General features: G+C 69.0%; 9 protein-coding genes and 1 pseudogene. 3 read left to right on the forward strand and 7 right to left on the reverse strand.

From position 1 onward, the window contains the following. Window positions 1–5 precede the first annotated feature (5 nt). Genes CSW63_RS03535 through nagE form a run of 3 tightly spaced genes read left to right on the forward strand, consistent with a single transcriptional unit; the run spans window position 6 to window position 6,658 of the window. The gene (locus CSW63_RS03535) at window positions 6–2,276 is read left to right on the forward strand and encodes a beta-N-acetylhexosaminidase (protein WP_062095155.1); all 2,271 of its coding nucleotides are present in this window, start codon (window positions 6–8) and stop codon (window positions 2,274–2,276) included. A gap of 16 nt (window positions 2,277–2,292) precedes the next feature. Continuing rightward, window positions 2,293–4,848 (forward strand): phosphoenolpyruvate--protein phosphotransferase, encoded by a 2,556-nt coding sequence (gene ptsP, locus CSW63_RS03540; protein WP_099502868.1) that lies wholly within the window; start codon window positions 2,293–2,295, stop codon window positions 4,846–4,848. A gap of 4 nt (window positions 4,849–4,852) precedes the next feature. Beyond that, a complete protein-coding gene (gene nagE / locus CSW63_RS03545) occupies window positions 4,853–6,658 on the forward strand; it encodes an N-acetylglucosamine-specific PTS transporter subunit IIBC (RefSeq protein ID WP_099502865.1) in 1,806 nt (601 codons plus the stop codon). A gap of 5 nt (window positions 6,659–6,663) precedes the next feature. Here nagE and virB11 read toward each other — a convergent pair whose 3' ends face one another. From virB11 to CSW63_RS03580, 7 genes and pseudogenes are all read right to left on the reverse strand, one after another. After that, on the reverse strand, window positions 6,664–7,635 hold the full coding sequence (virB11, locus tag CSW63_RS03550) for a P-type DNA transfer ATPase VirB11 (protein WP_062099864.1): 972 nt from the start codon (window positions 7,633–7,635) through the stop codon (window positions 6,664–6,666). Next, window positions 7,632–8,785: pseudogene (gene virB10 / locus CSW63_RS03555) on the reverse strand (type IV secretion system protein VirB10). The gene virB11 and the pseudogene virB10 overlap by 4 nt, the downstream one beginning before the upstream one ends. A 12-nt stretch (window positions 8,786–8,797) precedes the next feature. Then, window positions 8,798–9,553, reverse strand: a complete 756-nt coding sequence (locus CSW63_RS03560) for a TrbG/VirB9 family P-type conjugative transfer protein (RefSeq protein ID WP_099502863.1) — start codon at window positions 9,551–9,553, stop codon at window positions 8,798–8,800. Next, window positions 9,550–10,710: a type IV secretion system protein gene (locus CSW63_RS03565; RefSeq protein WP_062094438.1), complete on the reverse strand. Its 1,161-nt coding sequence runs from the start codon at window positions 10,708–10,710 to the stop codon at window positions 9,550–9,552. Before CSW63_RS03565 ends, CSW63_RS03560 begins: the two co-directional genes overlap by 4 nt. Further along, a complete protein-coding gene (locus CSW63_RS03570; RefSeq protein ID WP_062094441.1) occupies window positions 10,710–13,094 on the reverse strand; it encodes a VirB4 family type IV secretion/conjugal transfer ATPase in 2,385 nt (794 codons plus the stop codon). Before CSW63_RS03570 ends, CSW63_RS03565 begins: the two co-directional genes overlap by 1 nt. After that, on the reverse strand, window positions 13,091–13,375 hold the full coding sequence (locus tag CSW63_RS03575) for a type IV secretion system protein VirB3 (RefSeq protein WP_062094442.1): 285 nt from the start codon (window positions 13,373–13,375) through the stop codon (window positions 13,091–13,093). Before CSW63_RS03575 ends, CSW63_RS03570 begins: the two co-directional genes overlap by 4 nt. After that, complete coding sequence (locus tag CSW63_RS03580) at window positions 13,372–13,686, reverse strand: TrbC/VirB2 family protein (RefSeq protein ID WP_062094444.1); 315 nt, start codon at window positions 13,684–13,686, stop codon at window positions 13,372–13,374. The genes CSW63_RS03575 and CSW63_RS03580 overlap by 4 nt, the downstream gene beginning before the upstream one ends. Window position 13,687 lies beyond the last annotated feature (1 nt).

Here is a 13,687-nt window from a genome sequence, read left to right on the forward strand (position 1 = left end):
GCTGCGTGATCTTGACCCCGCTCCGCATCGCCGCCGTTTCGGCGTTCGCGCTGACCGCGCTTGCGACCGGTGCCTTCGCCGAAAGCCTCACGATCACGCCGGCGCCCGCCATGGTCGTTCGCACCGAAGGAACCTTTACCGTGTCGCCGGCCATCCGCATCCACGTCGCCAAGGGTGATGGCGAGGCCAGGGGCGTGGCTGTCCAACTGGCCGACCTCATTCAGCGCTCACGAGGTTTCCGCCCTGGGGTCGTCGAGGGGCCGGCGAGCGGGCGCGCGATCGTCCTGACGCGCGAGGGGCCTGCGGGCGAGGCCTACAAGCTCGACATCGGTCCAGAGGGAATAACCATCGCCGCCGCCAAGCGCGCCGGCCTGTTCTACGGCGCGATGTCGCTCTGGCAGTTGGTCACTCCGGACGAGACCAAGGGGCCTGTCGCGCTTCCCGCCGCCGCCATCGAGGATGCGCCGCGCTTCGCCTGGCGCGGCCTGATGGTCGACAGCGCCCGCCACTACCAGTCGCTCGACACGCTGAAGGCGGTGATCGACGCGATGGCCGCCCATAAGCTGAATACCTTCCACTGGCATCTGGTCGACGATCAGGGCTGGCGGCTGGAGATCAGGAAGTATCCGAAGCTGACAGACATCGCGGCTTGGCGGCGCGATCCTGGCGCGGCGGTGAACTATCCCAGGTACGGCGGCTTCTACACCCAGGATCAAGCCCGGGAGCTGGTCGCCTACGCCGCTGCGCGCAATATCACCATCGTCCCCGAGATCGAGACCCCGGGCCACGCCCTGGCGCCGATCGTCGCCTATCCGCAGCTGGGAACCGCGCCACCGGACGCTAGCAAGATGGGTGACTGGGGGATTTTCCCCTGGCTCTACAACACCGACGACGCCACCTTCGCCTTCCTCGACGATGTGCTGAACGAGGTGATGGACATCTTCCCGTCGACGTTCATCCACATCGGCGGCGACGAGGCGATCAAGGACCAGTGGAAGGCCAGCCCGAAGATCCAGGCCAAGATCAAGGAACTGGAGCTCAAGGACGAACACGCGCTGCAAAGCTGGTTCATCCAGCGGGTCGGCAAGACGCTGGAGGAGCGTGGCCGTCGCCTGATCGGCTGGGACGAGATCCTCGAGGGCGGCCTGGCGCCCAACGCCACGGTCATGTCCTGGCGCGGGATCGACGGCGCGATCGCCGCCGCCAAACAGGGCCATGACACGGTGCTGTCGCCGCATCCGGTGCTCTATTTCGACAACCGCCAGAGCGCCTCGGCCGAGGAGCCCACAGGACGCGGCCACATCTCCAGCCTGAAGGATGTCTACGCTTTCGACCCCGCGCCGGCGCAGCTGACGCCGGACGAGCGCCGGCACATCCTCGGCGTCCAGGCCAATGTCTGGACCGAGCACATGCAGACCGACCAGCGCATGCTGCTGATGGCCTTCCCGCGCGCTGTGGCGCTGGCCGAGCGCGCGTGGTCGTCGGAAGCCAACGCCAGCTGGAGCGATTTCGCCAAGCGCCTTCCCGCCGAGATGGCGCGGCTGAAGATCCTGGGCGTAGCCGCCAATCCGGTTCCCTTCGAGCCCCAGCCGGCGCTTTCGGAGGGCGAGGGCGGTAAGACGCGTGTGGCGTTGTCGACGGGCCTCGGCGTGGGTCAGATCCGCTACACCACCGATGGCAAGGCGCCGACAGCGACGTCTTTGACCTATGCCGCCCCCCTCGAACTGCCCACCGGCGCGGTGCTGAAGGCGCGGACCTTCGTCGAAGGCCAATCCCTGGGCCGTGAGCGGTCGTGGACGGTTTCGGCGGATCTTCTCCAAACGCGAACGAGCGGTCAGCTCAAGCTCTGCACTCAGCAAGTGCCGCTGACCATGATCGACGATGCGCCAGCCGCGCTCGACAAGCGTCCGATGATGATGGTCGACATTTTCAATCCCTGCTGGATCTGGGAAGGCGCGCGGCTCGACAAGGGCGCGGTGCTCAGCGCCCGCGTCACCCAGATTCCGTTCAACTTCCAGGTCGGCAAGGATCGCGACAAGATCCCGCTGCGTCCGCCCGCTACGACCGGTGGCGAACTGGAAGTGCGTTTGGGTTGCTCTGGCGAGCGCATCGCCGCCATCCCGCTGGGCGACGTCGCGCGCAATCCCGGTCTCTCGACCATCGCCGGCCGTCTGCCTGCGCGAGCGGAGAAAGCCGATCTCTGCCTGACCTTTACGTCCAAGACCCTCGATCCCTTCTGGGTGATCGAGCGTGTCACCCTCAAGCCCGCGCCCTAGTTTCGAGGAAGCGTAGATCGTGTCGAACCTCGTCCTCACCGCGCCCCTGAAGGGCTGGGTCTCGTCGCTGGAAGAGGCGCCGGATGCGGTGTTCGCGGAGCGGATGCTGGGCGATGGGCTGGCGATTGATCCGCTGGACTCGGTGCTGCACGCGCCGTGCGACGGGGTGGTGGTGTCGGTGCACCGGGCGAGGCACGCGGTGACGCTGCGGGCGGACAACGGCGCTGAGATCCTGATGCATATCGGCCTGGAGACCGTGGCGCTGAACGGCGAGGGCTTCGAGGTCCTGGTGCGGGAAGGCCAGGCGGTGAAGGCGGGCGAGCCGCTGATCGGCTTTGACCTTGACCTGCTGGCGCAACGGGCGCGCAGCCTGATCACTCCGGTGGTGATCACCAACGGTGAGGCGTTCAAGATCGTCCGCCGCGACCAGGACCGCGAGATCGGGGTCGGCGGGTTCCTGATGGCGCTGTCGCCGATCGAGGGGCGCGCCACCCCCACCGCCGCCCCGACCGCCACGGGCGACGAGATCGCCCGCGAGATCCTCGTGCCCCTGGTCCATGGGATCCATGCTCGCCCCGCCGCCCGCATCGCCGAGGCCGCGCGAGCGTTCGCGGCGGAGATCACGATTGTCCTTGGCGAGCGTCGCGCCAACGCCAGGAGCCCGGTGGGCCTGATGGCGCTGGCGATCCGGCATGGAGACGCCATCACGCTCCTGGCCGCAGGCGCGGACGCCCCGGCGGCGGTGGCGGCCCTGGCCGAGCTGATCGAAGGCGGCATGGGGGAAGGCGCCCCGGAGGCCGCCAGGACCCAGGCTTCGCCCATCCCTCCATCCATCCCGCCCGCCCCGACCGAACCGTCCCAACCGTTGGACCTGCCGCGCGACGGCGTGCTCAAGGGCGTCCTGGCCGCGCCGGGCTTGGCGATTGGCAAGGCCGTGCGCCTGGCCAGCGCCGATATCGTCGTGCGCGAGGCCGGCGAGGGCCTGGCCCAGGAAGAGGCGGCGCTGACGACGGCGCTGGAGCGCGTCCGCGTCCGCATCGGCAAGGCCGCCGAGACCGGCGACAAGGCCCGCAAGGCGATCCTGGCCGCGCACCTGGCCTTCCTGGACGATCCTGAACTGGTCGCCGGCGCGCGCCGCGCGATCGCGGCGGGCAAGAGCGCGGGCTTTGGCTGGCGAGAGGCGGTCGGCGGCTATGTCGAGGCCCTCAGAGCCCTGGGCGATCGCCGCCTGGCCGAGCGGGTCGACGACCTGATCGATCTCGAACGCCAGGTGCTGCGCGCCCTGAGCGGCGAGGAGGAGACTGGCGCGGCGCTGGCCCCCGGCTCGATCCTGCTGGCCGACGAGCTGTTGCCTTCGCAACTGATGGGCGCGGACCCCGGCGTCGTCGCCGGCTTGGCCACCGCGCGCGGCGGGCCGACCTCGCACGTGGCCATCCTGGCTGCGGCGATGGGGGTTCCGGCGCTGGTGGCCCTGGGCGGGGCCCTGTCGAGGGTCAAGGACGGGGCGACCCTGATCCTGGACGCCGACGCCGCGACCCTGCGCGTGGCCCCTGACGCCAAGGCCCTGGAAGCGGCCCAGACGGCCCTGGCCCAGCGCCAGGAACGCAAGGCCGCCGCCAAGGCCGCTGCTCACGAACCGGCGGTGACGCTGGACGGGGTCCGCATCGAGGTGTTCGCCAACACCGGCTCGCTCGCCGACGCCCAGGCCGCCGTGGCCAACGGGGCCGAGGGCTGCGGCCTCCTGCGCACCGAGTTCCTGTTCCTGGATCGCGAGACCCCGCCCGACGAGGACGAGCAGGCCCGCCAGTACCAGGCCATCGCCTCGGCCCTGGACGGCCGTCCCCTGATCATCCGCACCCTGGATGTCGGCGGCGACAAGGCCGCGCCCTATCTGCCGATCCCAGCCGAGGAGAACCCGGCGCTGGGCCTGCGCGGGGTGCGGGTCAGCCTGTGGCGGCCGCACCTTCTGAAGGCCCAGCTGCGCGCCATCCTGCGGGTCCAGCCGCAAGGTCAGTGCAAGATCATGGTCCCGATGGTGGCCAGCCTCGATGAGCTGCGGGCGGTCCGCACGATGCTGGAGGAGGCCAAGCGTGAGCTGGGGATCACCGAGCCGGTGGCGCTCGGCGTGATGATCGAGACCCCGGCCGCGGCCGTCACCGCCGACCTGCTGGCCGCCGAGGCCGACTTCCTGTCGATCGGCACCAATGACCTGACCCAGTACGTGCTGGCCATGGACCGCGGCAATCCCGAGCTCGCCGCCGGGGTCGACGCCCTGCATCCGGCGGTGCTGCGGATGATCGACCAGACCTGCCGGGGCGCGGCCCAGCACCGGCGCTGGGTCGGGGTCTGCGGCGGCCTGGCCTCGGACCTGGACGCCACCCCGCTGCTGCTGGGGCTGGGGGTCACCGAGCTGTCGGCCACGGCGTCCATCGCGCCGGAGGTGAAGGCCAGGGTGAGGGGTCTGTCGCTGGAGGCCTGCCGGGCCCTGGCGGCGCAGGCCCTGACGCAGACCTCCCCCGAGGCGGTGCGCGCGCTGGTCCAAAACCCTTTGAACGCGTCCCGGGGAGCCTGAGCCGATGAAGTCTCCGCTCGAAGTCCTGCAGCCGCTTGGCCGGGCCCTGATGCTGCCGATCGCGGTGCTGCCGGTGGCCGCGCTGCTGCTTCGCATCGGCCAGCCGGACCTCTTGGGCGCGCCCGCGCTCGCGGCGATGACTCACGGCGTGTCGTTGACGGTGGCCAACACCTTCGGCGCGGCCGGCGGGGCGATCTTCGGCAGCCTTGGCCTGATCTTCGCCATCGGCGTGGCGGTGGGCCTGGCGCGCGAGAACCATGGGGCCGCGGGCCTCGCGGGCGTGGTCTGCTACGTCATCGCCACCAAGGGCGTCGAGGTCTTGATGGTCGCCCCGCCCGAGGTGGCGGCCAAGGCCGTCGAGGGGGCCAAGGATCTGGCGGTGGCCGCCTGGAAGGCCAAGGAGATCGGCAAGCTGTCGATCCCGGTGGGCATCCTGTCGGGCGTGATCAGCGGGTGGCTCTATAACCGCTACAGCACCATCAAGCTGCCGGAATATCTGGCCTTCTTCGGCGGGCGGCGGTTCGTGCCGATCGTGGCGGGCCTGGCCGGCGTGGTCCTGGCCCTGCTGTTCGGCGCGTTCTGGAGCACGCTGGAGGCCGGCGTCGATGGCCTGAGCGGCCTGGTCACCGCGTCGGGCAACCTGGGCCTCGTCGTCTATGGCCTGCTCAACCGCCTGCTGATCGTCACGGGCCTGCACCACATCCTCAACAACGTGGTCTGGTTCATCCTGGGCGACTTCAACGGCGTCACCGGCGACCTCAACCGCTTCGCCGCCGGCGACAAGACGGCCGGGGCGTTCATGAGCGGGTTCTTCCCGGTGATGATGTTCGGCTTGCCGGCCGCGTGCCTGGCCATGCTGCACACTGCGCGGCCCGAGCGCCGCAAGGCGGTGGCGGGGATGCTGGGGTCGCTGGCCCTGACCTCGTTCCTGACCGGCGTGACCGAGCCGATCGAGTTTACGTTCATGTTCCTGGCGCCGGCGCTCTATGCGATCCACGCCCTGCTGACGGGCTTGTCGATGGCCCTGATGAACATCCTCGACGTCAAGCTGGGCTTTGGGTTCTCGGCGGGCCTGTTCGACTATGTGCTGAACTTCAACAAGGCCACGCACCCGTTGCTGCTGATCCCGGTGGGGCTGGTCTATGGCGCGATCTATTACGGCGTCTTCCGGTTCGCGATCGTCCGGTTCGACCTGAAGACCCCCGGGCGCGAGGACGAAGCGGGCCCTTCCATCGAGACCGTCACCACCGGGGGCGGACGCGGGGCCGACTTCCTGGTCGCCCTGGGCGGCGCGGCCAATCTCGTCAGCGTCGACGCCTGCACCACCCGCCTGCGCCTGATCGTCAACGACCAGGGCCAGGTCGACGAGCCCGCCCTCAAGGCGCTGGGCGCGCGCGGGGTGGTCAAGCCCTCCGACAAGGCCCTGCAGGTGGTGCTGGGCCCCATCGCCGACACCGTGGCCGGCGAGATCCGGGCCGCCATCGCCACCGGCGGGGCAGGCCCATCGCCCACAACAGCGGCAAGGCTCGCGGCCCCGGCGGCTCCTGCTGCGTCTCCATCGCCCTCCGAGGCCGACAGGAGCAAGGCTGAACGTCTGGTCCAGGCGCTCGGCGGCCCAGGCAACCTCCGCGACGTCGCCGCCGTCTCCAGCCGCCTGCGCATCGTCGTCCTCGACCCCGCAAACATCGACCAACCCGCCGTCCACGCCGCCGGCGTGCGCGGGGTGACGCGGGTCGCGGAAGACACCCTGCACCTCATCATCGGCCCGGAAGCCGAGCGGATCGCATGCGCGATGCGCGATCTCGCCTGACCGTCCTACCGTGACAGCATTTCGACCGCAGTCACCTTGCGAGCGCCTTCAACCCGGTTGAGTTGGACGACGACGTCCACGACCTGCCGCACGTAATTCCGGACGGTGTCCCACCCCAGGTCCACGCCCGCCAGGAGCGAGAGCAGCGCGATCTGGTCGAGCGCGCCTTGAGGGCTGTCGGCATGGACGGTGGTGATGGAACCGGGATGGCCGGTATTGACCGCGCGGAGGAAGGCGAAGGCTTCCCGTCCGCGCAGTTCTCCCAGCAGGATCCGATCCGGCCGCATGCGCAGACTGGCCTGAAGAAGATCCTCCGCATCCACCTGGGCTTCGCCCGTCTCGCTTCGCGCGGCGATCAGGCCGACGGCGTTCTCGTGCCGGAGCTGAATTTCGGGCGCGTCCTCGATTAGAACCAGACGCTCGTGCGGCGGGATCTCCTTGACCAAGGCGTTCAGCAGCGTGGTCTTGCCCGAGGAGGTGCCGCCCGACAGGACGATCGTCTTGCGCGCCTTCACCGCCGCGCGCAGGAAGCCCTCAATGTCGCCGTTGTCCAGGCGGACTCTCAGCGCTGCGTCCCCGTCGGTTCGCCCTGCGTCAGCGGGCGTCGCGAGCGTTCCCGAAACCGCCAAGTCACTGAGGCTGAGATCGCTGAGCGTGTGCTTGCGGATGGCCAGGGCCAGATCACCGCGCGTGGCCGGAGGCGCGATGATCTGCACCCGAGCTCCGTCGGGCAGGCTGGCGCTAAGCAGCGGCTGCTCGCGACTGACGCCTTGGTGGCTGGCGGCGGCGATCTGACGGGCCAGACGCTGGAGCGCTTGATCGCTCAGTTCGGGCGCGGCCACGCGCGAGGTCGCGCCACCGGTCGTCTCGATCCAGACTTCGCCTGGCCGGTTCACCCAGATGTCCGTGACGTCTGGTCGATCCAACCAGTCACGCAGCGGCGCCAGATAGGCGGCCAGATAGACGCCCGTGCTCATCGCGCCTTCTGAACCACGCCGGAAAAGTCGAGGTCGCGGGCGACGAAAACACGGATGGGCGCGCCCTGAGCGACGCTGATCGTCGTGGGGATGTCGATCTCCCGCTGCAAGGCGATGGAGGCGATGTTCGAGGCTTGTTGCGGCGAGCCGATGATGATGGCGGTGTTGTCGCCGCCTCGGCCGTTGTTGGACGCCGCGTTCAGCCCGGCGTTCAACACCGACAGCAGGATCGAAGCGCCAAATCGTCGGAAGAAGTGCGTGTTGGTCTCGCCATCAAGGCCGCCACGGCCAAGGCGGTCGGCGCCGGGCGAGCCGATGTCGATCGACACGCCCTGCGGCGTCAGGACCCGGGACCAGACGATGAAGGCCCGGGTCTGACCGGCCGCGACGCCGCTCTTGTATTGTCCGATCAGTTTGGACCCGCGCGGGATCAGCACCGTCGATCCGTCGAATCCCCGCACGTCGCGGCTGACCACGGCGCGCACGAAACCCGGCAGGTCGGAATTGATCGCCGTCTCCAGGATCGCGGGGATCACCGTGCCCTGGGGCGCGACGAGGCTCGCGTCAGCAAGGCGGGTGGCGCGGGCCGCGTCGGCGTTGTTGCCGGCGACCTTTTCGGCGAAGCGTTCCTCGGCCGACATCTTGTTGTCTTCGCTGGCCGGACGAGCCGTCGCACGGGCTGGCGAGGCCTCAGCGGCTGTCTGCATGGCGGCGACCGTCTCCCCAGCCGCCGGGGCGGGGCGGCCGTCGAGATCGACCACCATGGCCGGGGCGCGCAGCCGGTTTGTCGTGTCCAGGACCGCTGTGTCGTCCCCCGGCGCAGCGGGCGTTTCCTGCAGGCCGATCGGGGGGGCAGGCCTTGCTGCATGGTGCCGCTGTCGGCCACGGCGATGGGGGGCATGCTCGGCGCCGGCGTCGACGGCGTCACGGCGACGGCTGGGGTCGCCGTCTGGGTAGGCGGCCGTCCGGCCGCCTCACGCGCCTGACTGAGCGAAGAATAGACCACCATGCCCAAGATGATGATCCCCACGATCCCAAGCGCCAGGCCCCACGGCGATTGCGGGCGACCGACGGCGGTGGGGCCATAGCCCAGCGACCGCAGGACGGGGCTGTCGAGATCCGGGTCGGAGGGGGACGAAGGCGCGGTCATGGTCCGAAGCTCCTAGCGCGTCTTGCGGGGCGACAGTGTGGTGGCGGTGACGGCTTCGCGATAGCCGTCGTTGACGATGCGCGTCACCTGATCGCCCCGACGCAGGACGAAGGCCCCCGCGAGGCGATCGACGATCAGAAAGCCGTCGCGCTGGGCGATATTGACGACCGCCTCCTTGTTGTCGGGGTCCACGGCGAAGATGGCCGGGTAGTCGACGCCCGCAGGGAAGACGAAGTAGGTCGAGACGCCGTCGTCAAAGACCCGTTCGGGCAGTCCAAGCGCTGATCCGCTGAAGCTGTAGGCCTTGTTGACCTCGCGCGGCGGCTCCGGCGGGGGCGGCGGCGCCGGGGGCGGGGCAAGTATGGCCCGGGCGGGGGGCGGATAGTCGAAACGCAGCGAGAAGACCGGTTGGCGCGCGCGCGTGCTCGCCGCCGCGCGAAGGTCGAAATTATAGCTGCGCAGATTGGTGACCACGGTCATGTTGGTCGGCGCGGCGCGCTCGTTGGGCTTGACGAACAGCACCCGCGCGCGGCGGTTGGGCGTGATCTGCCAGCCTAGGCTGTCGCCGATCGCCACGTTCTCGATCCGCTCGTCTTCGCCAAAGAACAGCGTGACGACATAGCCGAGGGTCGCGTCCAGCCGCACCACCTGGTCAGGCACGTAGCGCACGATCCGGACCCGTTGGTCCGTCACGGCCTGAGCTTCCAGGGGCGGGGCGGCCAGGACGAGCGCCGCCAGGACGCCGAGGAGGGCGCGCGTCCGGGTCATCGGGGGCCTCCGGTCAGGTTGCGATAGTGATCCATGAAGGCCCCGCGCCGATGAGGGGTTTCGCGCGCCTCGGCGCGGGGGAGCGCGGTCACCGCGCGTAGCGCGCTGGCGACCGTAGGCGTCGGAAGGCCCGACATAGCGGTATCGGACGATCGGCTCGCGATGCTCGCCGTCGTCTGCAGGCTTTGGGCCAGGCGATCAGGCCGCGACAAGGCCGTCGGCGCGGAGGGAGACGACCGCTCCAGGCGGGTCGTGCGCTCACTGCGCCTGGTTTTGCCGCCAGGCTGGGAGCCGCCGGCGATCACAGCGGCGCCGACGGTCAGGGCCGCCTGAGCGGCGGCGAAGATGAAGATGACCGCCGAGACCATCACCGCCGCTTGGGTGTCCGGCGCTCCTGCCAGACGCCCCTGCGCCAGGCGCACGAGAAGCGGATCTACAATCACGAGCAGCAGGGTGGTCGCCGACCAGCAGAGCATGGGGATGAACGCCGCCGCGAGCAGCGCGCGAAGCCAGCCCTCGAAGAGGCCGCGCGTGGCGTCGAACATCACCAGGGCGATGAAGACCGGGCCGGTTGCGGACAACACACCTACGGCGATGATCGCGATGGCCATGACGCCCGCCGTGCTCATGAACAACGCCGTCTGGGCCTTCCAGAGCGCCTGAGCGGCCGCCGCTTCGCCGCCCCGTAGAACTTCAGGATTGGGCCCGGCCAGTTTGCCCAGCGCCGAAGCGCTCCTGGCCAGTTCGTCGTAGGTCACCTGCAATCCGCCCAGCGGATCGGAGACCAGCGCCGCGCCATTCGCGGCGGCGGGCGCGCCGATCGTCTGCGCCAGCTCGAGCGGCGCCTTCATGGTCACGTCGAAGACCAGCGTCTGGAACGTATTCCAGTTCAGCGCCAGCGACAGCACCACGCCGATCTTCAGGGCGATCAGAGGCGCGTCGGTCAGGCGCGTTGCGCCGACGCCCAGCAACATCCGATAGCCCAGCAGGGCGATGTAGATCGTCAGCAGCAGGGTCAAGGCGGTCGGGAAAACCGACTGCGGGCCGTTCAGCGCCTCATAGCCGCTCTGCGCGTACACTCGCGTATGACAGTCGATCGTCGACAGGACGCCACGGATGACGCCAGCGGTTGGCGGTGGAGCGGGGCAGACGTCCATCAGCGACGCTCGCTCGGGGGGGAGACGTAAAGCGGCAGCCAAGCCGCTGGATCATCGCCGACCTGGGCGCGGACCTGGTCGAGCTTTCGGACACGACGTTCGTTGCCGGCCAGCACCATCAGCACGTCGTCCAGGCCCGTCAGGTCCAGGCGGGCGACCGCGCTGTGATCGGCCTGTTTGACCAGGAAACAGCGGCTGGTGTCGGGCAGCGCGCGGACAAGGTCGAACTCATGCGGCGTCAGCCCGAAGCCATCGATATAGTCGGCGGGGCGAGCCTTGGGGTTCGGCAGAAAGATCTGTGTAGCGGCCTGTTCAACGATCGCCGAGGCGATCCGGCTTTCCAGCGCGTCCGACGCGCTCTGGGTGCAGAAGCCCACGACGCCGTTCCGCTTGCGGAGGGTCTTTTCCCAATCCTTCAGCCGCTGGGTGAAGACCGGGTCGTCCAGCGCCTTCCAGCCCTCGTCGACCACGATGATCGTCGGCCGACCGTCCAGCGCCTGCTCGATCCGATGGAAGAGATACATCATCGCCGGGGTCCGGGTGACCGGCGTGTCGAGGATCCGGGTCATATCGAAGCCGAAGGCGCGCTCGTCGAGACGCACTCGGTCTTGGGCATTGTCGAACAGCCAGGCGTGTTCGCCGCCTTCGCACCACGGGCGCAGCCGCGCGGCCAGGTCTCCGGCGCGAGGACGTCGGGCTCCGACGAACAGCTCTCTCAGGAAGGTGAGGCGCCGGTTATGGGGGGGCTGGTCAAAATTGGCGTCGACCGCGTCGGCGATCATCGCCAGATCTTCGGCCTCAAGACGTTCGGCGCCGCCCAGAAGCTGCGCAAGCCAGTCGGCGACGAAGGCGCGGTTGGCCGGAGTGTTGTCCATCAGCAACGGATTGAGCCCGGAGGGCTCACCCGGCCGTAGGACATCGTAGCGCCCGCCGATGGCCCGAACGAAGGGTTCGGCGCCGCGATCCTTGTCGAAATAGACGATCTGGGGATCGAAACGCCTGGCTTGGGCCAGAAGGAAAGTCAGCAGGACGGTCTTGCCCGCCCCGCTCGGGCCGATCACTGTGAAATTGCCGAGATCCCCATTGTGGAAGTTGAAGTGGTAGGGGCCGTGGGCGGTGGTCTCCAGCAGGCTGACCGGAGGTCCCCACGGACCGCCTTCGGCTCTTCCTGGCGAATGATTGTGGAGCGACGCGAAGGCCGCGAAGTTGCTCGCCGAGATCATCGCCTTGCGGGCGATGAACTTGAAATTGCCGGGGAACTGCGCCCAGAAGGCTGGTTCCAGGTTCACGTCCTCGCGGACGGCGACCGCGCCGGCCTCATTGAACGCCGACTGCAGGTCGGCGACACTGGCGTCCAGTTCGGCAAGGCTATCGGCCCTGACCAGCACACTCATGTGGTGCTCGCCGAACACCGCTCGGCCGGCTCCGACCTCGTCGCGCGCTGCGGCCAGGTCATCCCTAAGGGAAAAGGCGTCGTCCTCGGCGGCCCGTAATCGCCGCAGGGCCAGGCCCATGCGATCCAGAGCGGCCTGCCGGTCAAGGAAGGAAAAGCTTTCCGCGACCACCATCTCGGCGGGCAGGCGGAAGACGGCGTCGAACATCCCGGGCGCGGAGCGCGCCGGATAGTCCTTCAGCGACACGATCGCGCCGAAGCGTCGACCGCGCTTGGCTCCCGCCCCGATCTCCAAGGCGTCCAGGCCGAAGGTGAGGCGGCGATCACCCAAGGCCTGACCGATATCGCCCGTTGGCGTGGCCATGACGCTTTTTTCGCCGTTCAGCATCTCGGAGAGGAAGGCGCAGGGTTCCGAGCGCTCCACGCCGCGAACGCGTTGCTTGGAGAGGGCGCGCGCGCCGTAGGTGGCCAGACCTGATTCCAGGCTCTCGCGCAGGCTGTGCAGGCGCCGCAGATCCTGGGCCTCGGCGGCGGCGCCGGAGGGCGCGGCGCGCGCCAGGCGGTCAAGCCAGCCGACCTTGCCTTGAGCAGGGCGGCTGACCAGCGTCAGGTAGAGCGCGTTGACGAATAGTCGCCGACCGTCCAGGCGCTCGCGCCAGGCTTGATCCAGAGCCTGACTGAACGGATCACTGTCGACCGGCTCGGCCTTCGGCGCGACCTGCCGCCGGATCAGGTGGTGGTAGATCGAGACCCGGGAGCTTGCGGCGCTGCGCAGCAGGATCTCGCGCATCTGCTTCCGATAGGTCAGTTCCTGATCGTCGGCGGTCTCGAACGGTAGGCCTTCCAGCTGGATCACCTGCAGCAGCAGGCCGTCGCGGGTTCGCAAGGTCAGGTCATCGACATGCTGCGCGTAGGGCAGGCGATCGCCGATGCTCGCCTCGCGCGGGGCTAGGCGCGATCCAAGGTCCAGGCTGAGAAAGCGCGCGGTCATGGTCGGTAGGAGTTGGCCTGCCAGAAGCCGCGATTACGGATATTCGGGCAACGGCTCACCTTGGTGATCCAGAGGTCGAAGAAGCGCGGCTCGTTCAGGCAGCCCAGATAGCCGACCACGTGAACGGCCGGGGCGATCAGCAGGGCCCAGAAGGATTTGCTGATCAGGAAGGCCTCGACGGTCACAATCAGGTTGAAGACTGCGTAGCTGTAGGTGACGCCCGCCACCATCTGAGGACGGGTGAGCGCCCCGAACACCGGATCGGACCCGAGAGCGCTCATTGCACCCCCGCAGCCACGCTACGGATTCCGGCCACGATGGCCGCCGCGCCGAACACGATGAAGGCGCCGACGATCACGGTGACGCCACGTCGCCAGTCGATGCGACCGGTCAGCATCATCAGACCGACGATGGCCACGGCGATGACGGCGGCGGTCGTCGCCAGATTGCCAAGCAGCGTTCCTTGCATCCATTGCAGCGCCGCCAGCAGCGGACCCGATCCTGCCGGGTCGGCCTGCACGGATTGGGCATGAGCCGGCGCGGCCAGGCCGGCGAGCGCCAAAGCGGAGATGAGGCGGCGAGTCTGGGTCAAG

The organism is Caulobacter sp. FWC26 (genome assembly GCF_002742645.2).
Taxonomy (GTDB): Bacteria; Pseudomonadota; Alphaproteobacteria; order Caulobacterales; family Caulobacteraceae; genus Caulobacter.